Source organism: Pseudomonas sp. FH4, from assembly GCF_000510915.2.
Lineage (GTDB): Bacteria > Pseudomonadota > Gammaproteobacteria > Pseudomonadales > Pseudomonadaceae > Aquipseudomonas > Aquipseudomonas brenneri.
On record NZ_AOHN01000024.1, the window covers coordinates 15,507 to 41,519 of the forward strand.

Annotated in this window: 37 protein-coding genes; 36 read left to right on the forward strand and 1 reads right to left on the reverse strand. The window is 55.8% G+C overall.

The genetic code is table 11. From position 1 onward, the window contains the following. Window positions 1-72 precede the first annotated feature (72 nt). The 33 genes from rpsG (at window position 73) to bfr (ending at window position 20,073) form a co-directional block, all read left to right on the forward strand. Window positions 73-543, forward strand: coding sequence for a 30S ribosomal protein S7 (rpsG, locus tag H097_RS18665; protein WP_002555493.1), 471 nt, complete (start codon window positions 73-75; stop codon window positions 541-543). 30 nt (window positions 544-573) lie between these two features. Beyond that, the gene (gene fusA, locus H097_RS18670) at window positions 574-2,679 is read left to right on the forward strand and encodes an elongation factor G (RefSeq protein WP_003232412.1); all 2,106 of its coding nucleotides are present in this window, start codon (window positions 574-576) and stop codon (window positions 2,677-2,679) included. A gap of 30 nt (window positions 2,680-2,709) precedes the next feature. After that, on the forward strand, window positions 2,710-3,903 hold the full coding sequence (tuf, locus tag H097_RS18675) for an elongation factor Tu (protein WP_003176426.1): 1,194 nt from the start codon (window positions 2,710-2,712) through the stop codon (window positions 3,901-3,903). 158 nt (window positions 3,904-4,061) lie between these two features. Continuing rightward, window positions 4,062-4,373 (forward strand): 30S ribosomal protein S10, encoded by a 312-nt coding sequence (rpsJ, locus tag H097_RS18680; RefSeq protein ID WP_003186070.1) that lies wholly within the window; start codon window positions 4,062-4,064, stop codon window positions 4,371-4,373. Window positions 4,374-4,454: 81 nt separating this feature from the next. Next, a complete protein-coding gene (gene rplC, locus H097_RS18685; RefSeq protein WP_003194649.1) occupies window positions 4,455-5,090 on the forward strand; it encodes a 50S ribosomal protein L3 in 636 nt (211 codons plus the stop codon). 12 nt (window positions 5,091-5,102) lie between these two features. Continuing rightward, complete coding sequence (rplD, locus tag H097_RS18690) at window positions 5,103-5,705, forward strand: 50S ribosomal protein L4 (RefSeq protein WP_029299292.1); 603 nt, start codon at window positions 5,103-5,105, stop codon at window positions 5,703-5,705. Continuing rightward, entirely contained in the window at window positions 5,702-6,001 is a 300-nt protein-coding gene (gene rplW, locus H097_RS18695) for a 50S ribosomal protein L23 (protein ID WP_002555488.1), read from the forward strand. Before rplD ends, rplW begins: the two co-directional genes overlap by 4 nt. 14 nt (window positions 6,002-6,015) lie before the next feature. Further along, the gene (rplB, locus tag H097_RS18700) at window positions 6,016-6,840 is read left to right on the forward strand and encodes a 50S ribosomal protein L2 (RefSeq protein ID WP_003176423.1); all 825 of its coding nucleotides are present in this window, start codon (window positions 6,016-6,018) and stop codon (window positions 6,838-6,840) included. A gap of 16 nt (window positions 6,841-6,856) precedes the next feature. Beyond that, on the forward strand, window positions 6,857-7,132 hold the full coding sequence (rpsS, locus tag H097_RS18705) for a 30S ribosomal protein S19 (protein WP_002555486.1): 276 nt from the start codon (window positions 6,857-6,859) through the stop codon (window positions 7,130-7,132). An 11-nt stretch (window positions 7,133-7,143) separates the two neighbouring features. Beyond that, complete coding sequence (gene rplV, locus H097_RS18710; RefSeq protein ID WP_003103908.1) at window positions 7,144-7,476, forward strand: 50S ribosomal protein L22; 333 nt, start codon at window positions 7,144-7,146, stop codon at window positions 7,474-7,476. Between the two features lie 13 nt (window positions 7,477-7,489). Next, window positions 7,490-8,176, forward strand: a complete 687-nt coding sequence (gene rpsC / locus H097_RS18715; protein WP_003176422.1) for a 30S ribosomal protein S3 — start codon at window positions 7,490-7,492, stop codon at window positions 8,174-8,176. A 12-nt stretch (window positions 8,177-8,188) separates the two neighbouring features. Continuing rightward, complete coding sequence (gene rplP / locus H097_RS18720) at window positions 8,189-8,602, forward strand: 50S ribosomal protein L16 (protein ID WP_003232424.1); 414 nt, start codon at window positions 8,189-8,191, stop codon at window positions 8,600-8,602. Then, window positions 8,602-8,793 carry a 50S ribosomal protein L29 gene (gene rpmC / locus H097_RS18725; protein WP_002555481.1) on the forward strand — a complete coding sequence of 64 codons (192 nt, stop codon included), beginning with the start codon at window positions 8,602-8,604 and terminating at the stop codon, window positions 8,791-8,793. The genes rplP and rpmC overlap by 1 nt, the downstream gene beginning before the upstream one ends. A 2-nt stretch (window positions 8,794-8,795) precedes the next feature. After that, window positions 8,796-9,062: a 30S ribosomal protein S17 gene (gene rpsQ / locus H097_RS18730; protein ID WP_003176419.1), complete on the forward strand. Its 267-nt coding sequence runs from the start codon at window positions 8,796-8,798 to the stop codon at window positions 9,060-9,062. A gap of 23 nt (window positions 9,063-9,085) precedes the next feature. Continuing rightward, window positions 9,086-9,454 (forward strand): 50S ribosomal protein L14, encoded by a 369-nt coding sequence (gene rplN / locus H097_RS18735; protein ID WP_002555479.1) that lies wholly within the window; start codon window positions 9,086-9,088, stop codon window positions 9,452-9,454. An 11-nt stretch (window positions 9,455-9,465) separates the two neighbouring features. Then, entirely contained in the window at window positions 9,466-9,780 is a 315-nt protein-coding gene (gene rplX / locus H097_RS18740; protein WP_029299388.1) for a 50S ribosomal protein L24, read from the forward strand. A gap of 22 nt (window positions 9,781-9,802) precedes the next feature. Beyond that, window positions 9,803-10,342 carry a 50S ribosomal protein L5 gene (gene rplE / locus H097_RS18745; RefSeq protein WP_003210069.1) on the forward strand — a complete coding sequence of 180 codons (540 nt, stop codon included), beginning with the start codon at window positions 9,803-9,805 and terminating at the stop codon, window positions 10,340-10,342. Between the two features lie 13 nt (window positions 10,343-10,355). Continuing rightward, the gene (rpsN, locus tag H097_RS18750) at window positions 10,356-10,661 is read left to right on the forward strand and encodes a 30S ribosomal protein S14 (RefSeq protein ID WP_003176414.1); all 306 of its coding nucleotides are present in this window, start codon (window positions 10,356-10,358) and stop codon (window positions 10,659-10,661) included. A 208-nt stretch (window positions 10,662-10,869) separates the two neighbouring features. Beyond that, window positions 10,870-11,262, forward strand: a complete 393-nt coding sequence (rpsH, locus tag H097_RS18755) for a 30S ribosomal protein S8 (RefSeq protein WP_017848802.1) — start codon at window positions 10,870-10,872, stop codon at window positions 11,260-11,262. 12 nt (window positions 11,263-11,274) lie between these two features. Then, window positions 11,275-11,808 (forward strand): 50S ribosomal protein L6, encoded by a 534-nt coding sequence (gene rplF, locus H097_RS18760; protein WP_003176412.1) that lies wholly within the window; start codon window positions 11,275-11,277, stop codon window positions 11,806-11,808. A 10-nt stretch (window positions 11,809-11,818) separates the two neighbouring features. After that, window positions 11,819-12,169, forward strand: coding sequence for a 50S ribosomal protein L18 (rplR, locus tag H097_RS18765; protein ID WP_003186037.1), 351 nt, complete (start codon window positions 11,819-11,821; stop codon window positions 12,167-12,169). Window positions 12,170-12,172: 3 nt separating this feature from the next. Further along, a complete protein-coding gene (rpsE, locus tag H097_RS18770) occupies window positions 12,173-12,673 on the forward strand; it encodes a 30S ribosomal protein S5 (RefSeq protein WP_003186035.1) in 501 nt (166 codons plus the stop codon). Between the two features lie 2 nt (window positions 12,674-12,675). Beyond that, window positions 12,676-12,852 (forward strand): 50S ribosomal protein L30, encoded by a 177-nt coding sequence (gene rpmD, locus H097_RS18775; RefSeq protein ID WP_003176408.1) that lies wholly within the window; start codon window positions 12,676-12,678, stop codon window positions 12,850-12,852. 3 nt (window positions 12,853-12,855) lie between these two features. After that, the gene (gene rplO / locus H097_RS18780; protein WP_016969471.1) at window positions 12,856-13,293 is read left to right on the forward strand and encodes a 50S ribosomal protein L15; all 438 of its coding nucleotides are present in this window, start codon (window positions 12,856-12,858) and stop codon (window positions 13,291-13,293) included. Next, window positions 13,294-14,622: a preprotein translocase subunit SecY gene (gene secY / locus H097_RS18785; RefSeq protein WP_018612224.1), complete on the forward strand. Its 1,329-nt coding sequence runs from the start codon at window positions 13,294-13,296 to the stop codon at window positions 14,620-14,622. Between the two features lie 28 nt (window positions 14,623-14,650). Beyond that, window positions 14,651-14,767, forward strand: a complete 117-nt coding sequence (gene rpmJ, locus H097_RS27890; RefSeq protein WP_002555468.1) for a 50S ribosomal protein L36 — start codon at window positions 14,651-14,653, stop codon at window positions 14,765-14,767. Between the two features lie 129 nt (window positions 14,768-14,896). Then, window positions 14,897-15,253 carry a 30S ribosomal protein S13 gene (rpsM, locus tag H097_RS18790; protein WP_024077676.1) on the forward strand — a complete coding sequence of 119 codons (357 nt, stop codon included), beginning with the start codon at window positions 14,897-14,899 and terminating at the stop codon, window positions 15,251-15,253. Window positions 15,254-15,283: 30 nt separating this feature from the next. Beyond that, window positions 15,284-15,673, forward strand: coding sequence for a 30S ribosomal protein S11 (rpsK, locus tag H097_RS18795; RefSeq protein WP_002555466.1), 390 nt, complete (start codon window positions 15,284-15,286; stop codon window positions 15,671-15,673). Between the two features lie 18 nt (window positions 15,674-15,691). Continuing rightward, window positions 15,692-16,312, forward strand: a complete 621-nt coding sequence (gene rpsD, locus H097_RS18800; protein ID WP_003210056.1) for a 30S ribosomal protein S4 — start codon at window positions 15,692-15,694, stop codon at window positions 16,310-16,312. Between the two features lie 22 nt (window positions 16,313-16,334). Next, window positions 16,335-17,336, forward strand: coding sequence for a DNA-directed RNA polymerase subunit alpha (rpoA, locus tag H097_RS18805; RefSeq protein WP_003176403.1), 1,002 nt, complete (start codon window positions 16,335-16,337; stop codon window positions 17,334-17,336). Window positions 17,337-17,377: 41 nt separating this feature from the next. Continuing rightward, the gene (gene rplQ / locus H097_RS18810) at window positions 17,378-17,764 is read left to right on the forward strand and encodes a 50S ribosomal protein L17 (RefSeq protein ID WP_007918448.1); all 387 of its coding nucleotides are present in this window, start codon (window positions 17,378-17,380) and stop codon (window positions 17,762-17,764) included. 240 nt (window positions 17,765-18,004) lie between these two features. Beyond that, window positions 18,005-19,453, forward strand: a complete 1,449-nt coding sequence (locus H097_RS18815; RefSeq protein WP_032861614.1) for a catalase — start codon at window positions 18,005-18,007, stop codon at window positions 19,451-19,453. A 155-nt stretch (window positions 19,454-19,608) separates the two neighbouring features. Next, window positions 19,609-20,073, forward strand: a complete 465-nt coding sequence (gene bfr, locus H097_RS18820; protein ID WP_032861615.1) for a bacterioferritin — start codon at window positions 19,609-19,611, stop codon at window positions 20,071-20,073. A 67-nt stretch (window positions 20,074-20,140) separates the two neighbouring features. Here bfr and uvrA read toward each other — a convergent pair whose 3' ends face one another. Then, complete coding sequence (gene uvrA, locus H097_RS18825) at window positions 20,141-22,975, reverse strand: excinuclease ABC subunit UvrA (protein ID WP_029299403.1); 2,835 nt, start codon at window positions 22,973-22,975, stop codon at window positions 20,141-20,143. Window positions 22,976-23,155: 180 nt separating this feature from the next. Between uvrA and H097_RS18830 the strand changes: the two genes are divergently transcribed. From H097_RS18830 to tam, 3 genes are all read left to right on the forward strand, one after another. Beyond that, window positions 23,156-24,550, forward strand: coding sequence for an MFS transporter (locus H097_RS18830; RefSeq protein ID WP_032861616.1), 1,395 nt, complete (start codon window positions 23,156-23,158; stop codon window positions 24,548-24,550). Window positions 24,551-24,559: 9 nt separating this feature from the next. Continuing rightward, complete coding sequence (locus tag H097_RS18835; RefSeq protein WP_017849542.1) at window positions 24,560-25,075, forward strand: single-stranded DNA-binding protein; 516 nt, start codon at window positions 24,560-24,562, stop codon at window positions 25,073-25,075. 157 nt (window positions 25,076-25,232) lie between these two features. Further along, on the forward strand, window positions 25,233-25,994 hold the full coding sequence (tam, locus tag H097_RS18840) for a trans-aconitate 2-methyltransferase (RefSeq protein WP_032861618.1): 762 nt from the start codon (window positions 25,233-25,235) through the stop codon (window positions 25,992-25,994). Window positions 25,995-26,013 lie beyond the last annotated feature (19 nt).

The window sequence follows — 26,013 nt, forward strand, 5'->3', positions numbered from 1 at the left end:
AGAGTAAGGTCGGAGGCGTCCCGCAAGGGCACCGATTCCGAACGAACCTGAAGACCGTTTGAGGGCTTATCCATGCCAAGAAGACGCGTAGCAGCCAAGCGCGAAGTGCTTGACGATCCAAAATACGGAAGCCAAATCCTGGCCAAGTTCATGAACCACGTGATGGAAAGCGGCAAGAAAGCCGTTGCCGAGCGTATCGTTTATGGCGCGCTGGAAAAGGTTAAAGAACGCAAGAACAGCGACCCCCTGGAAATCTTCGAGAAAGCTCTCGACGCCATCGCTCCGCTGGTCGAAGTGAAGTCGCGCCGTGTAGGCGGTGCTACTTACCAGGTTCCGGTCGAAGTTCGCCCGTCCCGTCGTAACGCCCTGGCAATGCGCTGGTTGGTAGACTTCGCCCGTAAGCGCGGCGAGAAGTCTATGGCTCTGCGTTTGGCCGGCGAGCTGTTGGACGCTGCTGAAGGTAAAGGTGCTGCTGTTAAGAAGCGTGAAGACGTGCACCGTATGGCTGAAGCTAACAAAGCTTTCTCGCACTACCGCTTCTAATCTTAGCTTCACTAATTTTGCGAGGGCTTTATGGCTCGTACTACTCCGATTAGCCGCTACCGTAACATCGGTATCGTTGCTCACGTGGATGCTGGTAAAACCACCACCACCGAGCGCGTACTGTTTTACACCGGCAAAAGTCACAAGATGGGCGAGGTGCATGATGGCGCCGCGACCACAGACTGGATGGTTCAGGAGCAGGAGCGTGGTATTACCATTACTTCTGCTGCTATTACCGCCTTCTGGAAGGGTTCCGAGAAGCAGTACAAAGATGAGCACCGCTTCAACGTAATCGATACCCCGGGCCACGTAGACTTCACCATTGAAGTTGAACGTTCCCTGCGCGTACTCGACGGCGCTGTCGTTGTGTTCTGCGGTACCTCGGGTGTTGAGCCTCAGTCGGAAACCGTATGGCGTCAAGCCAACAAGTACGGCGTTCCACGTCTTGTTTACGTAAACAAGATGGACCGTGCTGGTGCCAACTTCCTGCGCGTGATCGGTCAGATCAAGCAGCGTTTGGGTCATACCCCGGTTCCAATCCAATTGGCCATCGGTTCTGAAGACAATTTCCAGGGGCAGATCGATCTGCTGACCATGGAAGCTGTTTACTGGAACGATGCTGACAAAGGTATGGTTCCTGTTCGCAAGCCAATCCCTGCTGATATGCAGGAACTGGCTGACGAATGGCGCAACAACATGGTTGAAGCTGCGGCCGAAGCCAACGAAGAGCTGATGAACAAGTACCTCGAAGGTGAAGAGCTCACCAACGTGGAAATCAAGGCCGCTCTGCGTCAGCGTACTATCGCTGGTGAGATCGTCTTGGCTGTTTGCGGTTCCTCGTTCAAGAACAAGGGCGTTCCCCTGGTTCTCGATGCTGTGATCGACTACCTGCCAGCGCCAGTTGATATTCCTGCCATCAAGGGTACTGACCCGGATGACGAGACTATCGAGCTGGAGCGTCATGCAGACGACGCAGAACCGTTCTCCGCTTTGGCATTTAAAATTGCCACTGACCCATTCGTGGGTACCTTGACCTTCGTCCGTGTTTACTCGGGCGTGTTGAACTCCGGCGACGGCGTGATCAACTCGGTTAAAGGTAAAAAAGAGCGCGTGGGTCGTATGGTGCAAATGCACGCAAACGCCCGTGAAGAAATCAAGGAAGTACGCGCTGGTGACATCGCGGCCTTGATCGGCATGAAGGACGTCACCACTGGTGAAACCTTGTGCAACGCTGACAAGCCAATCATCCTGGTTCGCATGGACTTCCCGGAGCCGGTTATCTCGGTTGCCGTAGAGCCTAAGACCAAGGATGACCAGGAAAAAATGGGTATCGCTCTGGGCAAGCTTGCTCAGGAAGATCCATCTTTCCGTGTCAAGACTGATGAAGAGACTGGTCAAACGATCATCTCCGGCATGGGCGAGCTGCACCTGGACATCCTGGTTGACCGGATGCGCCGTGAGTTCAACGTCGAAGCCAACATCGGTAAGCCTCAGGTTTCCTATCGTGAGCGCATCACGAAGAATTGTGAAATCGAAGGCAAGTTCGTTCGTCAGTCCGGCGGTCGTGGTCAGTTCGGTCACTGCTGGATCCGTTTTGCTCCTGCTGACGAAGGTCAGGAAGGTCTGCAATTCGTGAACGAAGTAGTAGGTGGTGTGGTTCCTAAGGAATACATCCCTGCTATCCAGAAGGGCATCGAAGAGCAGATGAAGAACGGTGTTGTTGCCGGCTATCCGCTGATCGGCCTGAAAGCAACCGTTTTTGACGGTTCTTACCACGACGTCGACTCCAACGAGATGGCGTTTAAGGTGGCTGCTTCCATGGCAACCAAGCAACTGGCCCAGAAGGGCGGTGGTGAGTTGCTTGAGCCAATCATGGCGGTAGAAGTTGTTACACCTGAAGACTATATGGGTGATGTCATGGGCGACCTTAACCGTCGTCGCGGCATGATCTTGGGTATGGAAGACACGGTTTCCGGCAAAGTGATTCGCGCCGAGGTTCCGTTGGGTGAGATGTTCGGTTATGCGACCGACGTTCGCTCCATGTCCCAGGGTCGCGCAAGCTACTCTATGGAATTCAAAAAATACAACACAGCTCCGGCGCATATCGCTGAAACTGTATCCAAAAAACAAGGCTGATTCAGTCCTTTAGGCAAGGAGTTAATTGTCGTGGCTAAAGAAAAATTTGATCGTTCCCTACCGCACGTCAACGTTGGCACTATCGGTCACGTTGACCACGGTAAAACCACTCTGACTGCTGCTCTGACTCGCGTTTGCTCCGAAGTATTCGGTTCCGCAATCGTTGATTTCGATAAAATCGACAGCGCGCCAGAAGAAAAAGCTCGTGGTATCACCATCAACACCGCTCACGTTGAATACAACTCGCTGATCCGTCACTACGCTCACGTTGACTGCCCAGGTCACGCTGACTATGTGAAGAACATGATCACCGGTGCTGCTCAAATGGACGGCGCTATCCTGGTTTGTTCGGCCGCTGATGGTCCGATGCCACAAACCCGTGAGCACATCCTGCTGTCCCGTCAGGTTGGCGTTCCGTACATCGTGGTTTACCTGAACAAGGCTGACCTGGTAGACGACGCTGAGCTGCTGGAACTGGTTGAGATGGAAGTGCGCGATCTGCTGAGCACTTACGACTTCCCAGGTGACGACACTCCGATCATCATCGGTTCTGCTCGTATGGCTCTGGAAGGCAAAGATGATAACGAAATGGGCACCACGTCCGTTCGTAAACTGGTTGAGACTCTGGACAGCTACATCCCAGATCCAGTTCGTGTTATCGACAAGCCGTTCCTGATGCCAATCGAAGACGTATTCTCGATCTCCGGTCGCGGTACTGTTGTAACTGGTCGTATCGAGCGCGGTATCGTCAAGGTTCAAGATCCACTGGAAATCGTTGGTCTGCGTGACACTACCGTCACCACCTGCACCGGTGTTGAAATGTTCCGTAAGCTGCTCGACGAAGGTCGTGCTGGCGAGAACTGCGGCGTTCTGCTGCGTGGTACCAAGCGTGACGACGTTGAGCGTGGCCAGGTTCTGGTTAAGCCGGGTTCGGTTAAGCCGCACACCAAGTTCGAAGCTGAAGTGTACGTGCTGAGCAAAGAAGAAGGCGGTCGTCACACTCCGTTCTTCAAAGGCTACCGTCCACAGTTCTACTTCCGTACTACCGACGTAACCGGTAACTGCGAACTGCCGGAAGGCGTAGAAATGGTAATGCCAGGCGACAACATCAAAATGGTTGTCACCCTGATCAAGACCATCGCTATGGAAGACGGTCTGCGCTTCGCAATCCGTGAAGGCGGCCGTACCGTTGGTGCTGGTGTTGTAGCTAAAATCATCGAGTAATTATCTCTTCTGAGATAGCTCGGTTTTTTGAGAAGGCCTCCGCTTAGCGGAGGCCTTTTTTATTGGGTTGACACCTATCTGGGGCGTCTATAGAATTGCGCCTCCTTTTAACGGGCGTATTGCGCTCGCTGGGAATAGCAGCCGGAGTCTGAAATCCAATGCAAAATCAGCAAATCCGTATCAGGTTGAAGGCTTTTGACCATCGCCTGATCGACCAATCCACCCAGGAAATCGTGGAAACCGCGAAACGTACTGGGGCACAAGTGCGTGGTCCTATTCCACTGCCTACCCGCAAAGAGCGGTTCACCGTTCTGGTCTCCCCGCACGTCAACAAAGACGCGCGTGACCAGTACGAGATCCGTACTCATAAGCGCGTTCTGGACATCGTCCAGCCAACGGATAAAACCGTTGATGCACTTATGAAGCTTGATCTGGCGGCCGGTGTGGAAGTACAGATCAGCCTCGGCTAAGACTCGGGTCTTAGTCGTGTAACGCTCTGAAATGGGCGGCCATAGCGGGTGAAAGCCCCGTACACTCATGAGGTTTACAACATGACTATTGGTGTAGTCGGTCGTAAATGCGGTATGACCCGTATTTTCACCGAAGAAGGTGTCTCCATTCCGGTCACGGTCATTGAGATCGAACCGAATCGCGTCACCCAGTTCAAAACTGAAGAGACCGATGGCTATCGTGCAGTGCAAGTCACTGTCGGCGAGCGTCGTGCTTCGCGTGTGACTGCTGCTCAAGCAGGTCACTTCGCTAAAGCAAACGTTGCAGCTGGTCGTACTGTCATGGAGTTCCGTCTTGAAGATGGCGACTACCAGGCTGGCGATCTGATCAACGCTGAAATCTTCGCCGCTGGTCAACTGGTTGATGTAACCGGTCAGTCCAAGGGTAAAGGCTTCCAGGGTACGATCAAGCGTTGGAATTTCCGTGGCCAAGACAACACTCACGGTAACTCCGTTTCCCACCGCGTCCCGGGCTCTATTGGCCAGTGCCAGACTCCTGGTCGTGTATTCAAGGGCAAAAAAATGTCCGGTCATATGGGCGCTGAGCGCGTGACCGTGCAGTCCCTCGAAGTAGTGCGCGTCGACGCTGAACGCAATCTGTTGTTGGTCAAGGGTGCTGTTCCTGGCGCTACTGGCGGCAACCTGGTTGTACGTCCAGCGGCCAAGGCTCGCGGTTAAGGGGAAGCTGACATGCAATTAAATGTAAATGACGCTCAAGCGATCGAAGTTTCCGAACTGACATTTGGCGGCGAATTCAACGAGACGCTCGTTCACCAAGCAGTCGTGGCCTACATGGCCGGCGGCCGTCAAGGTAGCAAGCAGCAAAAGACCCGTTCCGACGTTCGTGGTGGCGGTAAGCGCCCTTGGCGTCAGAAAGGTACTGGCCGTGCTCGTGCCGGTACTATCCGTAGCCCAATCTGGCGTGGCGGCGGTACCACTTTCGCAGCTCGTCCACAGGATCACTCTCAGAAGCTCAACAAGAAGATGTACCGCGCAGCACTGCGCTCCATCCTTGCTGAACTCGTGCGTACTGATCGTCTGGTCGTGGTTCAAGACTTCGCTGTTGAAGGTCCGAAAACCAAAGATCTGCTGGGCAAGCTGAACAACATGAATCTGACCGACGTTCTGATCGTGTCCGAAGCTGTTGATCAGAACCTGTACCTGGCTGCTCGCAACCTGCCACACGTTGATGTACGTGACGTGCAAGGTTCCGATCCAGTTAGTCTGATCGCATACGACAAGGTGTTGATCACCGTGTCGGCCGTGAAGAAATTCGAGGAGCTGCTGGGATGAACCAGGAACGCGTATTTAAAGTTCTGCTTGGCCCGCACGTTTCCGAAAAGGCTACGGTTCTGGCTGACAAGAAAGGCCAGTTCGTTTTCAAGGTTGCAACTGACGCAACCAAGCTGGAAATCAAGAAGGCCGTCGAAAGCCTGTTCAGCGTGAAAGTAGAGCGTGTTACTACCCTGAATGTTCTGGGTAAGAGCAAGCGCACTGCTCGCGGTCTGGGCAAGCGTAATGACTGGAAGAAGGCAGTTATCTCCCTTCAGCCAGGCCAAGATCTCGATTTCAGCAGCAGTGCTGAGTAAGGAAGGGGTGCATCATGGCAATCGTTAAATGCAAACCGACTTCCCCTGGCCGCCGTTTTGTGGTCAAGGTGGTCAACCAGGAGCTGCATAAAGGCGCTCCTCACGCACCGCTGCTCGAGAAGAAATCGAAGACTGGTGGTCGTAACAACAATGGTCGCATTACCACTCGTCACATCGGTGGTGGCCATAAGCAGCATTATCGTCTGGTCGATTTCCGTCGCAACGACAAAGATGGCATCTCTGCCACTGTCGAGCGTATCGAATACGATCCAAACCGTACTGCTCACATCGCTCTGCTGCTGTACGCAGATGGCGAGCGTCGCTACATCATCGCGCCTAAAGGCGTGAGTGCTGGCGACCAGCTGATCGCAGGTGCTCTGGCACCGATCAAGCCGGGCAACGCTCTGCAACTGCGTAACATTCCAGTTGGTAGCACCGTACACGGCATCGAATTGAAGCCAGGTAAAGGCGCACAGATCGCTCGTTCCGCTGGTGCTTCGGCTCAGCTGATCGCTCGTGAAGGTGTCTACGTGACCCTGCGTCTGCGTTCTGGTGAGATGCGTAAAGTGCTGGCTGAATGCCGTGCGACCCTGGGCGAAGTCTCGAACTCCGAGCACAGCCTGCGTTCGCTGGGTAAAGCTGGTGCCAAACGCTGGCGTGGCGTTCGCCCAACCGTTCGTGGTGTTGCCATGAACCCGGTTGACCACCCACACGGTGGTGGTGAAGGTCGTACCTCTGGTGGTCGTCATCCGGTATCGCCATGGGGCTTCCCGACTAAGGGCGCGAAGACTCGTGGTAATAAGCGTACCGACAAAATGATCGTCCGTCGTCGCAAGTAAATAGAGGGATACGACAGTGCCACGTTCTCTGAAAAAAGGTCCTTTTATTGATCTTCACCTACTGAAGAAGATCGAAGTGGCGGCGGAAAAGAACGATCGCAAACCAGTTAAGACCTGGTCGCGCCGTTCTATGATCCTGCCACAAATGGTCGGTTTGACCATCGCAGTACACAACGGTCGCCAACACGTCCCAGTTCTCGTTAACGAAGACATGGTCGGCCACAAACTGGGCGAGTTTGCCGGTACCCGCACTTACCGTGGGCACGTGGCAGACAAGAAAGCCAAGCGTTAAGGGGTTAGGAAATGGAAGTAGCCGCTAAGTTGTCGGGCGCTCGAATCTCCGCCCAGAAAGCCCGCTTGGTCGCCGACCAGATCCGCGGGAAGAAGGTGGGCGAAGCGCTCAACCTGTTGGCTTTCAGCAGTAAGAAAGCCGCCGAGATCATGAAGAAAGTGCTGGAGTCGGCCGTAGCCAACGCCGAGCATAACGAAGGCGCAGACGTTGATGACCTGAAGGTCAGCACCGTTTTCGTCAACGAAGGGCGTTCGCTGAAGCGTATCATGCCGCGTGCCAAAGGCCGTGCTGATCGCATCGTCAAGCGGTCTTGCCATATCACTGTCAAGGTTGCTGACAAGTAACGGAGTCGAAGAGATGGGTCAGAAAGTACATCCCATTGGCATTCGCCTGGGAATCGTCAAGGAGCACACCTCCGTCTGGTACGCAGACGGTCGGACTTATGCGGACTATTTGTTCGCTGATCTGAAGGTGCGTGAGTATCTCCAAGACAAACTAAAAAGCGCGTCCGTAAGCCGTATCGATATCCATCGTCCGGCCCAAACTGCACGTATCACCATCCACACCGCTCGTCCAGGTATCGTTATCGGGAAGAAAGGTGAAGATGTTGAGAAACTGCGTCAGGACCTGACCAAGCAAATGGGTGTGCCTGTGCACATCAATATCGAAGAGATCCGCAAGCCGGAGCTCGACGGTATGCTGGTTGCGCAGAGCGTAGCTCAGCAGCTGGAGCGCCGCGTAATGTTCCGTCGTGCTATGAAGCGCGCCGTGCAAAACGCCATGCGTATTGGTGCCAAGGGCATCAAAATCCAAGTGAGCGGTCGTCTCGGCGGTGCTGAAATCGCACGTACTGAATGGTATCGCGAAGGTCGTGTGCCGTTGCACACCCTGCGTGCCGACATCGACTATGCCAACTACGAAGCTCACACCACTTACGGTGTGATCGGTGTAAAGGTTTGGATCTTCAAAGGCGAAGTAATTGGTGGTCGCCAAGAAGAACTGAAACCACAAGCACCAGCGCCTCGTAAAAAAGCTGCTAAGTAAGGGGTACGCCAAATGTTGCAACCTAAGCGTACGAAGTTCCGCAAGCAGATGACAGGCCACAACCGTGGTCTGGCTCAGCGCGGTAGCAAAGTCAGCTTCGGCGAGTTCGCGCTGAAGTCTGTAGCTCGTGGTCGTCTCACCGCTCGTCAGATCGAGTCAGCGCGTCGTGCACTGACCCGTCACGTAAAACGTGGCGGCAAGATCTGGATCCGTGTATTCCCGGACAAGCCGATCTCCAAAAAGCCTCTTGAGGTTCGGATGGGTAAAGGTAAGGGTAACGTGGAATACTGGGTAGCCCAGATTCAGCCAGGCAAAGTCCTGTATGAAATCGAGGGTGTAACTGAAGAGCTGGCGCGTGAGGCTTTTGCCCTGGCTGCTGCAAAGCTGCCGCTCGCCACCGCCTTTGTTAAACGGACGGTGATGTGATGAAAGCGAATGAACTTCGTGAAAAATCCGCACAGCAGCTGAACGAGCAACTGCTCGGCCTGCTGCGCGACCAGTTCAATCTGCGTATGCAGAAAGCAACTGGCCAGTTGGGGCAGTCTCATCTGCTCTCGCAAGTTAAGCGTGACATCGCTCGCGTGAAGACTGTGCTCAACCAGCAGGCAGGTAAGTGATCATGGCTGAAGCCGAAAAGACTGTCCGTACGCTGACTGGCCGTGTTGTCAGCGACAAGATGGACAAAACCATCACCGTTTTGATCGAGCGTCGCGTTAAGCACCCGATCTACGGTAAATATGTTAAGCGTTCGACTAAGCTGCACGCGCACGACGAAACCAATCAGTGCCACATCGGCGACAAAGTCACTATTCGTGAAACTCGTCCGCTGGCCAAGACCAAGTCTTGGGCACTGGTTGATGTTCTCGAACGCGCTGTGGAAGTCTAAGGACTAGGGGTCGGAGAAATTATATGATTCAGACTCAATCCATGCTCGATGTGGCCGATAACAGCGGCGCTCGCCGTGTTATGTGCATCAAGGTGCTGGGTGGCTCCCATCGTCGTTACGCTGGTATCGGTGACATCATCAAAGTTACCGTCAAGGAAGCAATTCCTCGCGGTAAAGTGAAAAAAGGCCAAGTGATGACTGCTGTTGTAGTCCGCACTCGTCACGGCGTACGCCGTGCTGATGGCTCCATTATCCGCTTTGATGGCAACGCTGCTGTTCTTCTGAACAACAAGCAAGAGCCGATCGGCACCCGTATCTTTGGGCCAGTGACCCGTGAACTTCGTACTGAGAAGTTCATGAAGATCGTCTCGCTCGCCCCAGAAGTGCTGTAAGGAGATCCGACATGCAAAAGATTCGTCGTGACGACGAGATCATCGTGATCGCCGGCAAAGACAAAGGTAAGCGCGGTAAGGTGCTGAAGGTTCTTGCTGATGACCGTCTGGTCATTGGTGGTCTGAACCTGGTCAAGCGTCATACCAAGCCTAACCCCGCGTCGGGCGTACAGGGCGGTATCGTCGAGAAAGAAGCGCCATTGCACGCTTCTAACGTCGCCATCTTCAATGGCGAAACCAACAAGGCTGACCGCGTTGGTTTCAAAGTAGAAGACGGTAAGAAAATTCGTGTCTTCAAGTCGACCCAAAAAGCGGTTGATGCTTGAACACTGCTAGGTAGATAAGACCATGGCACGACTAAAAGAGATTTACCGGAAGGAAATCGCTCCGAAGCTTAAGGAAGAACTTAAGCTTTCGAACGTGATGGAAGTTCCGCGCGTTACCAAAATCACCCTGAACATGGGTCTGGGCGAAGCGATCGGCGACAAAAAAGTCATCGAGCACGCTGTTGCTGACCTGGAAAAGATCACCGGTCAAAAAGTCGTTGTGACTTACGCTCGGAAATCCATCGCTGGCTTTAAAGTCCGTGAAGGTTGGCCGATCGGTGTCAAAGTGACTCTGCGCCGTGAGCGTATGTACGAGTTCCTGGATCGTCTGCTGTCGATCTCCCTGCCTCGGGTTCGCGACTTCCGCGGCCTGAATGCCAAGTCCTTCGATGGTCGTGGTAACTACAGCATGGGCGTGAAAGAGCAGATCATCTTCCCGGAAATCGACTACGACAAGATCGATGCTCTCCGCGGTCTGGACATCACCCTGACCACCACTGCCAAGAACGATGATGAAGGCCGCGCTCTGCTGCGTGCGTTCAAATTCCCGTTCCGCAACTGATTGGAGTAGGACCATGGCCAAGATGAGCATGAAAAACCGCGAGCTGAAGCGTCAGCTCACGGTTGCCAAGTACGCCAAGAAGCGTGCAGCACTGAAAGCTATCATCGTTGATCTGAACGCAAGTCCAGAAGCGCGTTGGGAAGCTACAGTAGCTCTGCAGAAGCAGCCACGTGACGCAAGCGCTTCGCGCATGCGTAACCGCTGCCGCCTGACCGGTCGTCCACACGGCGTTTACCGCAAGTTCGGCCTTGGCCGTAACAAACTGCGTGAAGCGGCAATGCGTGGTGACGTACCAGGTCTGGTTAAAGCCAGCTGGTAAGTACTTTCGAAGTCCAGGTGGCCAGGATCGCAAGATACTGACCGCCGGTGGCCTAGAATCTGGAACAAGCCCCTTTTGGGGCTTGTTTCATTTCCGCAGTGTGTCTAAAATACGCGGCTCGCCTGAGCCCGTGTGTTTTATGCCCGGAGATTCTCGGTGACATATGTAGCCGCAAGGCTAATTTTTTTGTATTAGGAGCGTCTAGCCCATGAGTATGCAGGACCCGTTAGCGGACATGCTAACTCGTATCCGTAATGCCCAGATGGCTGAAAAGTCCGTCGTAAGCATGCCATCTTCCACGTTGAAGGTAGCTGTTGCCAAAGTCCTGAAAGACGAAGGCTACATTGCGGGTTATCAGATCAGCAGCGAAATCAAGCCACTGCTGTCCATCGAGCTGAAGTACTTCGAAGGCCGTCCGGTCATCGAGGAAGTGAAGCGCGTTAGCCGTCCAGGCCTGCGTCAGTACAAGTCCGTTGAAGATCTGCCGAAAGTTCGTGGCGGTCTTGGCGTGTCTATCGTCTCCACCAACAAAGGTGTGATGACGGATCGTGCTGCGCGCGCTGCCGGTGTCGGCGGCGAAGTTCTTTGCACTGTGTTCTAAGGGGGGATAAGCATGTCTCGCGTCGCTAAGAACCCCGTTAAGCTGCCAGCCGGTGTCGAAGTAAAATTCGCAGGCCAACAGCTTTCGGTGAAGGGTGCCAAGGGTACTCTTGAACTGAACATCCATTCGTCCGTTGAGATCGTTGAAGAAGCTGGTGAGCTGCGTTTCGCTGCTCGCAATGGCGATCAACAAACTCGCGCAATGGCCGGTACCACGCGTGCGTTGGTAAACAACATGGTCCAAGGCGTAAGCCAAGGCTTCGAGCGCAAGCTCCAGCTGGTCGGTGTTGGTTACAAAGCGCAAGCAAAAGGCACGGTTTTGAACCTGGCCCTTGGCTTCTCGCACCCAGTGGATTACGAACTGCCGGAAGGCATCACCGCTGAAACTCCTAGCCAGACCGATATCCTGATCAAGGGCATCGATAAGCAGCTGGTAGGTCAAGTGGCTGCCGAGATCCGCGACTTCCGTCCACCAGAGCCGTACAAAGGCAAAGGTGTGCGCTACGCGGACGAAGTCGTCCGTCGTAAAGAAGCCAAGAAGAAGTAGGGCATAGCAAATGACCGACAAAAAAGTTACTCGACTGCGTCGCGCTCGCAAAGCACGCCTGAAAATGCACGAACTCGAAGTCGTGCGTCTCTGCGTGTTCCGCTCGTCGCAGCACATCTACGCCCAGGTCATCTCGGCCGACGGCAACAAAGTCCTGGCAAGCGCCTCGACTTTGGATAAAGAACTGCGTGATGGTGCCACTGGCAACATCGACGCGGCCACTAAGGTTGGCCAGCTGGTCGCTACGCGTGCTAAGGCCGCTGGCGTCTCGCAAGTGGCTTTCGACCGCTCTGGCTTCAAGTACCACGGCCGCGTGAAAGCGCTGGCTGATGCTGCTCGTGAAGCTGGGCTGGAGTTCTAAGTTATGTCAAATAACGACCAAAAGCGCGACGAAGGCTACATTGAGAAGCTGGTTCAAGTTAATCGCGTAGCCAAAACCGTTAAAGGCGGCCGTATCTTCACTTTCACCGCGTTGACCGTGGTAGGTGATGGTAAGGGCCGTGTTGGCTTCGGCCGTGGCAAGTCGCGTGAAGTGCCTGCTGCGATCCAGAAGGCAATGGAAGCTGCTCGTCGCAACATGATCCAAGTTGACCTGAACGGCACCACTCTGCAGTACGCAATGAAGTCCGCTCACGGCGCTTCGAAGGTGTACATGCAGCCTGCTTCTGAAGGTACCGGTATCATCGCTGGCGGCGCTATGCGTGCTGTCCTCGAAGTTGCTGGCGTTCAGAACGTTCTGGCCAAGTGCTACGGCTCGACTAACCCGGTAAACGTGGTTCACGCCACTTTCAAGGGTTTGAAAGCTATGCAGTCTCCTGAATCCATTGCCGCCAAGCGTGGCAAAAGCGTCAAGGAGATCTTCTGATCATGGCTACCGTTAAAGTAACGCTGATCAAAAGCATGACCGGCCGCATCCCTAACCACAAATTGTGCGTTAAGGGTTTGGGTCTGCGTCGCATCGGTCACACTGTAGAAGTCCAGGATACTCCCGAGAATCGCGGGATGATCAACAAGGCTTACTACATGCTGCGTGTCGAGGGTTAATCGATGAAACTCAATGATCTGAGTCCAGCGCCGGGTTCCCGTCGCGAAAAGCATCGTCCGGGCCGTGGTATCGGTAGCGGTTTGGGTAAGACTGGTGGCCGTGGCCACAAAGGTCAGACCTCCCGCTCCGGTGGCACCATTGCTCCAGGCTTTGAAGGCGGTCAACAGCCGCTGCATCGTCGCCTGCCGAAGTTCGGTTTCGTTTCCCTGAAAGCCATGGATCGCGCAGAAGTGCGTTTGTCCGAGCTGGCTAAAGTGGAAGGCGACATCGTTACTCTGCAGACCCTGAAAGATGCCAACGTGATCAACGTCAACGTACAGCGTGTGAAAATCATGCTGTCCGGTGAAGTGACTCGCGCTGTCACTATCGGCAAGGGAATCGGCGCCACCAAAGGTGCGCGTTCGGCTATCGAAGCAGCTGGCGGCAAGTTCGAGGAATAAATGGCTAAGCAAGGTGCTCTCTCAGCGCTCGGCAAAGGCGGTATGTCTGAACTTTGGGCTCGTCTGCGTTTTCTGTTCCTGGCGATTATCGTCTACCGAATAGGCGCACACATCCCGGTTCCAGGTATCAACCCGGACCGACTCGCAGACCTGTTTCGACAGAATGAGGGGACCATTCTTAGCTTGTTCAACATGTTTTCCGGCGGCGCGCTGGAACGGATGAGCATCTTTGCACTGGGGATCATGCCGTACATTTCGGCATCGATCATCATGCAGTTGATGAGCGCCGTCAGCCCGCAGCTGGAGCAGTTGAAGAAGGAAGGTGAAGCTGGTCGTCGCAAGATTAGCCAGTACACCCGCTACCTCACTGTCGTTCTTGCTCTCGTCCAGGCTGTTGGCATGTCCATCGGTCTGGCAGGGCAGGGCGTAGCGTTCACTGGTGACTTTGGCTTCCATTTCGTCGCGGTAACCACATTTGTGGCTGGTGCGATGTTCATGATGTGGCTGGGTGAGCAGATTACTGAGCGTGGTGTTGGCAACGGTATCTCGATGTTGATTTTCGCAGGTATCGTCGCCGGTCTTCCGAGGGCAATCGGGCAGTCTTTCGAGTCTGCACGTCAGGGTGATATCAATATCTTCGCCTTGGTTGCCATCGGTTTGCTGGCAGTAGCGATTATCGGTTTTGTGGTGTTCATTGAGCGTGGCCAGCGTCGTATTGCTGTTCACTACGCCAAGCGTCAGCAGGGCCGTAAGGTCTTTGCCGCGCAGACCAGCCACTTGCCGCTGAAAGTGAATATGGCCGGTGTTATTCCTGCTATCTTCGCGAGCAGCATTTTGCTGTTTCCGGCTTCGTTGGGTGCCTGGTTCGGTCAGTCTGAAGGTATGGGCTGGTTGCAGGACATCTCGCAGTCGATCGCTCCTGGTCAGCCGTTGAATATTCTGCTGTTTAGTGCAGGGATTATTTTCTTCTGCTTCTTCTATACGGCGTTGATGTTCAATCCGAAAGACGTAGCGGAAAACCTGAAGAAGTCCGGTGCCTTTATTCCGGGTATTCGTCCAGGCGAGCAGTCGGCGCGCTATATTGATGGCGTTCTGACTCGTTTGACCCTGTTCGGTGCTCTATATATGACGGCCGTGTGCTTGCTACCCCAGTTTCTGGTGGTTGCAGCCAACGTTCCGTTCTACCTTGGCGGGACCTCGTTGCTGATCGTCGTCGTGGTTGTGATGGACTTCATGTCCCAAGTACAATCGCACCTCGTTTCGCACCAGTACGAATCCCTGATGAAGAAAGCCAACCTGAAGGGCTACGGCAGCGGCATGTTGCGCTGAGTACCCCATAAGGTTCGAGGAGTTGGTGATGAAAGTTCGTGCATCGGTGAAAAAGCTGTGCCGTAACTGCAAAATTATTCGCCGCGAAGGTGTTGTTCGAGTAATTTGCAGCGCGGAACCGCGTCACAAACAGCGCCAAGGCTGAGTGTGATCCGCTTGAAGCCCGGCAGCTAGTGCGCTGCCGGGTTGATTATTTGTTATTACAGCGATATTATCTCGCGCCCTATTTCTTGGCTTCCGGGGCGTAGGTAGCTGTCAATTGGAGTCCCACTGAATGGCCCGTATTGCAGGCGTTAACATTCCAGATAACAAGCACACTGTTATCTCGCTGACCTACATCTATGGTGTTGGTCGCACTACTGCGCAGAAAATTTGCGCAGTTGCTGGGGTAAACCCAGCCGCTAAGATCAAGGATCTGAGCGACGAGCAGATTGAATTGCTGCGTGGCGAAGTGGCGAAGTTCACCACTGAAGGTGACCTGCGTCGCGAAATCAACATGAAAATCAAGCGTTTGATGGACCTCGGTTGCTATCGCGGTCTGCGTCATCGTCGTGGTCTTCCAGTACGCGGTCAGCGTACCAAGACTAACGCGCGTACCCGTAAAGGTCCGCGTAAGCCGATCCGCAAGTAATCGCCCCAGCGAATCGACAGGAAAATTATCATGGCAAAACCTGCTGCTCGTCCTCGTAAAAAAGTTAAAAAGACAGTGGTTGATGGCATCGCCCACATCCATGCATCTTTTAACAACACCATCGTGACCATCACCGACCGTCAAGGTAACGCGCTTTCTTGGGCTACCTCCGGTGGTTCGGGTTTCCGCGGTTCCCGCAAGTCCACCCCGTTCGCTGCTCAAGTAGCTGCTGAACGTGCTGGTCAAGCTGCGCTGGAATATGGCCTGAAAAACCTCGACGTTAACGTCAAGGGTCCAGGTCCAGGTCGTGAGTCTGCTGTCCGTGCTTTGAACGGCTGTGGCTATAAGATCGCCAGCATCACCGACGTGACGCCAATCCCGCACAACGGGTGCCGTCCGCCGAAGAAGCGCCGCGTGTAATCCAGGAGATTGTAAAGAATGGCTCGTTACATTGGTCCAAAATGCAAACTCGCTCGTCGCGAAGGCACCGATCTCTTTCTGAAGAGCGGCGTGCGCGCGATCGAATCGAAGTGCAACATTGAAGCAGCACCTGGTATCCACGGCCAACGCCGCGGTCGCCAGTCCGACTACGGCACCCAACTGCGTGAAAAGCAGAAGGTCCGTCGTATCTACGGCGTTCTCGAGCGTCAGTTCAGCGGCTACTACAAAGAAGCTGCTGGCAAGAAAGGTGCAACCGGTGAAAACCTGCTGCAACTGCTCGAATGCCGTCTGGACAACGTTGTATACCGTATGGGCTTTGGTTCGACTCGTGCCGAATCCCGTCAGCTGGTATCGCACAAATCCGTCAGCGTAAACGGCCAAACCGTTAACGTTCCGTCCTACCAGGTTCGTGCTGGTGACGTTGTCGCGATTCGCGAGAAAGCAAAAAACCAGCTTCGCATTGTCCAAGCTCTCGATCTGTGTGCCCAACGTGGCCGCGTAGAATGGGTAGAAGTAGACACTGAGAAGAAGTCGGGCGTTTTCAAGAACGTTCCTGCTCGCAGTGATCTGTCCGCCGACATCAACGAAAGCCTGATTGTCGAGCTCTACTCCAAGTAAGGGCTAGAAAATAGGTGCATCCATGCAGATTTCGGTAAATGAGTTCCTGACACCCCGCCATATTGATGTGCAGGTTGTCAGTCCAACCCGCGCCAAGATCACTCTCGAGCCTCTCGAGCGTGGTTTTGGCCACACCCTGGGCAACGCGCTGCGCCGCATCCTGTTGTCCTCAATGCCCGGCTGTGCAGTAGTCGAGGCCGAGATTGACGGTGTGCTCCACGAGTACAGCGCCATCGAAGGTGTACAGGAAGACGTAATTGAAATCCTGTTGAACCTTAAAGGTCTGGCTATCAAGCTGCACGGCCGTGACGAAGTTACGCTGACCTTGTCGAAGAAGGGTTCGGGGGTGGTTACCGCTGCCGATATTCAGCTGGATCATGATGTCGAGATCGTTAACCCCGATCACGTAATCGCTAACCTGGCGTCTAACGGCGCCCTGAACATGAAGCTCACTGTAGCTCGTGGTCGTGGTTATGAACCGGCCGACTCGCGTCAGAGCGATGAAGACGAAAGCCGCAGCATTGGTCGCTTGCAGCTTGACTCTTCGTTCAGCCCGGTTCGCCGCATCGCATACGTGGTGGAAAACGCCCGTGTCGAGCAGCGTACTAACCTGGACAAGCTGGTTATTGATCTGGAAACCAACGGTACTCTGGATCCTGAAGAGGCTATTCGCCGCGCTGCAACCATCCTGCAACAGCAGTTGGCTGCGTTCGTCGACCTCAAAGGTGACAGCGAACCAGTGGTAATCGAGCAGGAAGACGAGATCGATCCGATCCTGCTTCGCCCGGTTGACGATCTGGAACTGACTGTACGTTCGGCTAACTGCCTTAAGGCGGAAAACATTTACTACATCGGTGACCTGATCCAGCGCACCGAAGTAGAACTGTTGAAGACTCCGAACCTGGGCAAGAAATCCTTGACTGAAATCAAGGACGTTCTGGCCTCCCGCGGTCTGTCCCTCGGCATGCGCCTCGACAACTGGCCGCCTGCAAGTCTTAAGAAGGACGACAAGGCGACTGCCTGATCGTCGTAATCACCGAACGTGAGTTTGGTAAGGAATGAACCATGCGTCATCGTAAAAGTGGTCGTCACCTGAGCCGTACCAGCTCGCACCGCAAGGCCATGTTTCAAAACATGGCGGTGTCGCTGTTCGAGCACGAGCTGATCAAAACTACACTGCCGAAAGCCAAAGAACTGCGTCGCGTTGCTGAGCCGCTGATCACTTTGGCCAAGACAGACAGCCTGGCTAACCGCCGTCTGGCTTTCGACCGTACTCGTTCGAAAGCTATCGTTGGTAAGCTCTTCAACGACCTGGGCAAGCGCTACGCTACCCGTGAGGGTGGCTACCTGCGCATCCTCAAGTGCGGTTTCCGCACTGGCGACAACGCGCCTATGGCGTACGTCGAGTTGGTTGATCGTGCTACTGCTGGCGAAGCTGTATCCGCCGAGTAAGACGACAGTCTGCAACGAAAAACCGGGCCTAGTGCCCGGTTTTTTGTTTTTGAAGTAAGACAAATCCTATTTAAGCAGCGCTCCTCAATCTTGATACTGGTGCTATGGAGAGGGAGGTGACGGTAGTTTTTTTCTATTGATGCCGACAATTATATGAATTTGTAGACGTCATGCTGATGGTCAATACTCCCTCTAAGCCGATTAGCCGGCAGTTCCAAGACTGACCTGAGGAGATTGAGCATGAGCCAGAATAAAACCCTTACGACCGCCAGTGGCGCTCCCGTTGCTGACAACCAGAATTCCCGTTCCGCCGGCCCGCGTGGCCCGTTGCTGCTCGACGACTTTCACCTGATCGAGAAGCTGGCCCACTTCAACCGTGAAAACATCCCAGAGCGACGTGTACACGCCAAAGGCTCGGGAGCGTATGGCACGTTCACGGTTACCAAAGACATTACCCAATACACCAGCGCCAAACTGTTTGAAGCTGTTGGTAAGCAGACGCCGACCTTCCTGCGTTTCTCTACAGTCGGTGGCGAGCGCGGCTCGGCAGATACCGAGCGCGATCCACGTGGCTTCGCACTCAAGTTCTATACCGAAGAAGGTAACTGGGACATCGTGGGCAACAACACCCCGATATTCTTCATCCGTGACCCGCTGAAATTCCCGGACTTTATCCACACTCAAAAACGCCTGCCGCAAAGCAACCTGAAAAGTGCACAGATGATGTGGGACTTCTGGTCGCATTCACCCGAGGCGCTGCACCAGGTCACCATCCTGTTCTCGGACCGCGGCATCCCGGACGGCTACCGTCACATGCATGGTTTTGGCAGCCACACCTACAGCCTGATCAGCGCCAATGGCGAGCGTCACTGGGTGAAGTGGCACTACAAGACCAAGCAGGGCATCAAGAACCTCGCGCCTGCCGATGCAGCCCGCCTGGCCGGTACCGATCCGGATTACGCCCAGCGCGACCTGTTTGAGGCCATTGAGCGCGGAGATTTCCCTAAATGGCGTGTGTGCATCCAGATCATGACTGAGGCCCAGGCCAATGCTCACTACGAGAATCCCTTCGATGTGACCAAAACCTGGTCGCAGAAAGAGTTTCCGCTGATTGAAGTGGGTGAGTTGGAATTGAACCGCAACCCGCTGAACTACTTCGCCGAAGTGGAGCAGGCAGCGTTCGGTCCAAGCAATATGGTGCCGGGTGTCGGTTTGTCGCCGGACCGCATGCTCCAGGGCCGTGTGTTCGCTTACGCCGATGCGCACCGCTACCGTATTGGCACCAACCATCAGCACCTGCCGGTGAATGCTTCGCGCAGTCCGGTCCACAACTACCAGCGTGATGGCTCCATGGCGTTTGGCAGCAACGGTGGCGCGGCTCCCAACTACGAGCCAAACAGCTACGCCGATGCACCAAAACAAGCTCCACAGTACGCAGAGCCTGCCCTGGCTCTGAGCGGTGCAGCGGATCGTTATGATCACCGCGAGGATACTGATTACTACAGCCACGCCGGTGCGCTGTTCCGCTTGATGAATGCTGAGCAAAAAACGCTGTTGATCAACAACATCGCCGGCGCGATGGCGGGTGTTTCCAGTGATGTGGTTCAACGTCAGCTGCAACACTTCTTCAAGGCAGATCCGGCTTATGGAGAAGGAATCGCAACTGCGCTGGGTGTATCGATTAACTAACTCTAAGTGATAAGCAGAACCGCCCTCATTTGGGCGGTTTTTGCGTTATTTCAGCTACTTTTCTCCGGAAATCTTCACTTTTCTGCCGTTCGTCCCGTGACCTGCAGGTCTGCATGGTTCAAACTAGGGTCTTTCAAGCAGGGAGATGTAGGGCGATGCAAGGTCACCCCGACGTAATCGATTACCTCAACACGTTGCTGACGGGCGAACTGGCAGCTCGTGACCAATATTTCATTCACTCGCGTATGTACGAAGACTGGGGCTTTACTGAGCTCTACGAGCGTATCAACCACGAAATGGAAGAAGAGGCACAGCACGCCGACGCGCTGATGCGTCGTATCCTGATGCTCGAAGGCACGCCGCGCATGCGTCCTGACGACCTGGATGCCGGCACCACAGTGCCTGAGATGCTCGCCAGCGACTTGCGCCTGGAGTACAAAGTCCGCGCCGCACTGTGCAAGGGCATTGAGCTTTGCGAGAAGCACAACGACTACGTGACCCGGGAAATCCTGCGCGTACAGTTGAACGATACTGAAGAAGATCACACCTACTGGCTGGAAAAGCAGTTGGGCCTGATCAAGTTGATCGGCCTGGAAAACTACCTGCAATCGCAGTTCTGATTCCACCGGTTATAAAAAAGCCCCTGTCACCGCTATGGTGACAGGGGCTTTTTGTTGGGCCGAACAATCAGGCCCGGTCGCGCGCCAGCAGCGGCTTCAGATAGTAGCCAGTATGGGATTGTGGCATTTCGGAAACTTGCTCCGGCGTGCCCACCGCAATTATCTGCCCACCCTTGGAACCGCCTTCCGGCCCAAGGTCCACCAGCCAGTCGGCTGTCTTGATCACGTCCAGGTTGTGTTCAATCACCACCACGGTGTTGCCGTGGTCACGTAAACGGTGCAGTACGTCGAGCAACTGCTGGATATCCGCAAAGTGCAGCCCAGTGGTTGGCTCGTCAAGGATGTACAGGGTCTTGCCGGTATCGCGCTTGGACAGTTCACGAGACAGCTTGACCCGCTGCGCTTCGCCACCGGACAGCGTGGTCGCCGACTGCCCCAGCTTGATATACGACAAGCCCACGTCCATCAGGGTCTGAAGCTTGCGTGCCAGGGCCGGCACTGCGTCAAAGAACACCCTCGCTTCCTCGATCGTCATCTCAAGGGTTTCATGGATGTTCTTGCCCTTGTACTTGATCTCCAGGGTCTCGCGGTTGTAGCGCTTGCTCTTGCACACGTCGCAAGGTACGTAGATGTCCGGCAGGAAGTGCATCTCGACCTTGATCAAGCCGTCGCCCTGGCACGCTTCGCAGCGCCCACCCTTGACGTTGAAGGAGAAGCGCCCAGGGCCATAACCACGGGAACGGGACTCCGGCACACCGGCGAACAGTTCGCGAATCGGCGTGAACAGCCCGGTATAGGTCGCGGGGTTGGAGCGGGGGGTGCGGCCAATCGGGCTCTGGTCGATATCCACCACCTTGTCCAGGAGCTCCAGGCCCTTGATGCTGTCATGCGCGGCAGCTTCCAGGGTGGTGGCACCGTTCAGCGCGGTGGCGCTGAGGGGGAACAAGGTGTTGTTGATCAGCGTCGACTTGCCCGAGCCGGAGACGCCGGTCACGCACGTCAGCAGGCCCAGGGGGATTTCCAGGTCGACATTGCGCAGGTTGTTGCCGCGCGCGCCCTTGAGGTGCAGCGCCTGTTTTTTGTTGCGCGGTGTACGTTTGGCCGGTACTTCGATTTTCACTCGGCCAGACAAGTATTTACCGGTGAGCGAGTCCGGGTGTGCCATGACTTCGGCCGGTGTGCCCTGGGCAACAATATGTCCGCCATGCACGCCGGCACCGGGGCCGATATCGACCACATAGTCCGCCAGGCGAATGGCATCCTCATCGTGCTCGACCACGATCACCGTGTTACCGATATCACGCAGGTGCTTGAGCGTGCCCAGTAGGCGATCGTTGTCACGCTGGTGCAGGCCGATTGAGGGCTCGTCCAAGATGTACAGCACGCCCACCAGGCCGGCGCCAATCTGGCTGGCCAGGCGAATGCGCTGGGCTTCGCCGCCGGACAGGGTGTCGGCGCTGCGATCCAGGGACAGATAGTCCAGGCCCACGTTGACCAGGAACTGCAGGCGCTCGCGGATTTCCTTGAGGATCTTGTCGGCAATCTCGCCGCGACGCCCGGTCAGCTTCAGTACGCCAAAGTACTCGCAGGCGTCGCCGATGGGCAGGTTGGTCACTGCTGGCAGGGTCTTCTCGCCGACCCATACGTGGCGAGCCTCGCGACGCAAGCGGGTGCCACGGCAATCAGGGCAGGGCTGGGTGCTGAGGAACTTGGCCAGTTCTTCGCGTACGCTGGCCGATTCGGTTTCCCGGTAGCGACGTTCCAGGTTGGGCACGATGCCTTCGAATGGGTGGGAGCGCTTGACGATATCGCCACGGTCATTCAGGTATTTGAAGTCGACGTTCTGCGAGCCGCTGCCATGCAGGATGACTTTCTGTTGCTCTGCGGGCAGCTCGTTGAACGGTACTTCCAGGCTGAATTTATAGTGGGCGGCTAGCGACCCGAGCATCTGGAAGTAGTAGACATTGCGCCGGTCCCAGCCGCGTATGGCGCCCTCCGCCAGCGTCAGGTCGCCATTGACCAGGCGCTTGATGTCGAAGAACTGCTTGACCCCCAACCCATCACAGGTCGGGCAGGCGCCGGCCGGATTGTTGAAAGAGAACAGCTTGGGTTCCAGTTCGCTGATGGCGTGGCCGCAGATCGGGCAGGCGAAGCGTGCGGAAAAGATGATTTCTTCGCCGGGCTCGTCGTCCATCGGTGCGACCAGGGCGATACCGTCCGCCAGCTTCAGCGCGGTCTCGAACGACTCCGCCAGACGTTGCTGCAGGTCGGCACGCACCTTGAAGCGGTCGACCACCACATCAATGGTGTGCTTCTTCTGTTTATCCAGTTTCGGTGCTTCGTCCAGCTCATACAGCTTGCCGTTGATCCTGGCGCGGACAAAACCCTGGGCGCGCAGTTCTTCGAAGACCGACAGGTGTTCGCCCTTGCGCTCGCGGATCACCGGCGCCAGCAGCATCAGCTTGGCGCCTTCCGGCTGGGCCAGTACCAGGTCGACCATCTGGCTGACGGTCTGGGCTTCCAGCGGGATATCGTGATCCGGGCAGCGCGGAATACCGACGCGTGCGTACAGCAGGCGCAGGTAGTCGTAGATTTCGGTGATGGTGCCCACGGTGGAGCGCGGGTTGTGGGAGGTCGATTTCTGTTCGATGGAAATGGCTGGCGACAGGCCTTCAATGGTGTCGACATCAGGCTTTTCCATCATCGACAGGAACTGCCGGGCGTAGGCCGACAGCGATTCCACATAACGACGCTGGCCTTCGGCATACAGCGTATCGAACGCCAGCGACGACTTGCCAGACCCGGACAAACCGGTGATGACAATCAGTTTGTCCCGGGGCAGGGTCAGGTCGATGTTCTTCAGGTTGTGGGTTCTAGCCCCACGAATCAGGATCTTGTCCAAGATGGCCTCGTACGGCGGGCGTATAAATAATGCAGGAGTATACGGCTAAAGACTGGATGAATATACACTGTCGATTTGCCCATTTCAGGCTTGGATGAAAGCTGCGCGGCAAAGCGCCGCATATACCCTCTCAATCGATGGGACTGGTAGAATCGCCGCCGGTTCACACGAGGTTTTTCCATGCACGATCCCCACAGCGAACGCATGAGTAGCGGCGAGACCCGAGCGGCAAGCGGTCTGGCACTGGTGTTCGCCTTCCGTATGCTGGGCATGTTCATGGTGTTGCCGGTGCTGGCGACCTATGGCATGGACCTCGCCGGCGCGACCCCAGCCCTGATCGGCCTGGCGATTGGCGCCTACGGCCTGACCCAGGCACTTTTCCAGATACCGTTCGGGATCATTTCCGACCGCATTGGCCGCCGGCCGGTGATCTACCTGGGGTTGATCATCTTCGCCCTGGGCAGCGTGCTGGCGGCCAATGCCGATTCGATCTGGGGCGTGATCGCCGGGCGCATCCTGCAAGGCGCGGGTGCAATTTCCGCGGCAGTGATGGCGCTGTTGTCAGACCTGACTCGCGAACAGCATCGCACCAAGGCCATGGCTATGATCGGCATGACCATCGGCCTGTCGTTTGCCGTTGCGATGGTGGTTGGCCCGCTGCTGACCCGTGCGTTCGGCCTGCACGGCCTGTTCCTGGCCACCGGTGGCATGGCGTTGTTCGGTATTGTGATCGTGGCCTTTATGGTGCCGCGCTCCACCGGGCCGCTGCAGCACCGTGAGTCGGGCGTGGCCAAACAAGCGCTGCTGCCGACGCTCAAGCACCCGGACCTGCTGCGCCTGGATTTAGGTATCTTTGTATTGCACGCGATGCTGATGTGCAGCTTCGTCGCCTTGCCCCTGGCCCTGGTGGAAAAAGCCGGCTTGCCCAAGGAAGAGCACTGGTGGGTCTACCTCACCGCGTTGTTGATTTCATTCTTCGCCATGATCCCGTTCATCATCTACGGCGAGAAGAAACGCAAAATGAAACGAGTTTTGCTCGGCGCCGTCGCGACATTGATGCTCACTGAACTATTCTTCTGGCAGTTCGGCGACAGCCTACGGGCACTGGTCATTGGGACGGTGGTGTTTTTCACCGCGTTCAACCTGCTGGAGGCCTCACTGCCTTCGCTGATCAGTAAGGTTTCGCCGGCAGGTGGCAAGGGCACGGCAATGGGGGTTTATTCCACCAGCCAGTTCCTCGGTTCGGCGCTGGGCGGCATCATGGGCGGCTGGATGTTCCAGCATGGCGGTTTGTCGGTTGTGTTCCTCGGATGCGCCGGGCTGGCTGCACTTTGGCTGCTCTTTGCTGTTACCATGCGCGAACCTCCCTACGTCACAAGCCTGCGTTTGCCGCTATCGCCCGAGGCGATCCGTGAAAGCGGTCTGGTAGAGCGCCTGAAGGCGGTCGTAGGGGTAACGGATGCAGTCGTGGTCGCTGAAGAGGCGGCCATTTACATCAAATTGGACACCGAACTATTGGATCGCGCGACGCTTGAGCAACTGGTCAACCCAGTGCCGACAGCGCGCCCAGCCTAGGAGAACGTTATGGCCCGTGGGGTTAACAAAGTCATATTGGTCGGTACTTGCGGCCAGGATCCCGAAGTTCGCTACTTGCCTAACGGTAATGCCGTGACCAACCTGAGTCTGGCGACCAGCGAACAGTGGACCGACAAGCAGACCGGCCAGAAGGTCGAGAAAACCGAATGGCACCGTGTGTCGATGTTCGGCAAGGTTGCAGAGATCGCCGGTGAGTACCTGCGCAAAGGTTCGCAGGTCTACATCGAAGGTAAACTGCAAACCCGCGAGTGGGAAAAAGACGGCATCAAGCGTTACACCACCGAAATCGTGGTCGACATGCAAGGCACCATGCAACTGCTGGGCGGCCGTCCACAGGGCGACCAACAGGGCCAGGGCGGCATGTCCAACTCGGCACCGCGTCCACAGCAGTCGCGTCCACAGCCAAGCCAGCAGCCACAGCGTGAGTCGCGCCCAGCACCACAGCAGGCCGCACCGCAGCCAGCCGCTGACTTCGACAGTTTTGATGACGATATTCCGTTCTAAGGCCTTCTAGGCAGTCAAGCAGTACTAAAACCCCCGCAGGCCTGGCCTCGGGGGTTTCTTGTTTTTGCGTACGAAATGTCCCAGGTTCTGGCGTTTGTTCTCCTGGGCCACAAGATTTAGGCTATAGCTCATTCCCGTGCCGAAGAAGGAAAACCCGATGACCTGGTCTGCCCAGCAGTACTCGATGTTTGAGCAACAGCGCACCCGTCCCGTTCGAGACCTGGTGGCTGCCATTCCAGCGGGCGATGTGCGCACCGCAGTTGACCTGGGGTGTGGTCCGGGTAACTCCACCGAGGTGCTGGCCGGGCGTTTTCCCCAGGCGCAGGTCACCGGCCTGGACAGTTCCGATGACATGCTGGTCAGCGCCCGTGAACGGCTGCCGGCGCTCAACTTTGAATTGGCCGACATCGACGCCTGGAGCCCGGCGCAAAAATTCGACGTGATTCTTGCCAACGCCTCGCTGCAATGGCTACCGGACCACGCCACGCTCTATCCGCACCTGGTGGACCAGTTGACGCCCGGTGGCACGCTGGCGGTGCAGACCCCGGACAACCTTGACGAGCCCGCTCACCGCCTGGCCCGTGAGGTGGCGGCGCAAGGGCCGTGGGCGGGCAAGATCGGTGCGGTCAAACACAACGCGCGCCACTCGGCGAGCTACTACTACGAACTGCTGAGCACACATTGCAGCACCGTGGATGTGTGGCACACCATCTATCAACACCCGCTCAGCGATCATGGCGCCGTGGTCGAGTGGTTCAAGGGCACGGGGTTGCGGCCTTTCCTGGCTCCCCTGGATGACGCCGAGAGAAGTGCCTTCCTCGATACCTACCTGGGGCTAATCACCAAGGCCTATCCGGCCTTGGCAGATGGCACGGTGTTGCTGCCTTTTCCGCGCCTGTTCATCATCGCCACGCGCTAACTTTCCATGCCAACAGGTG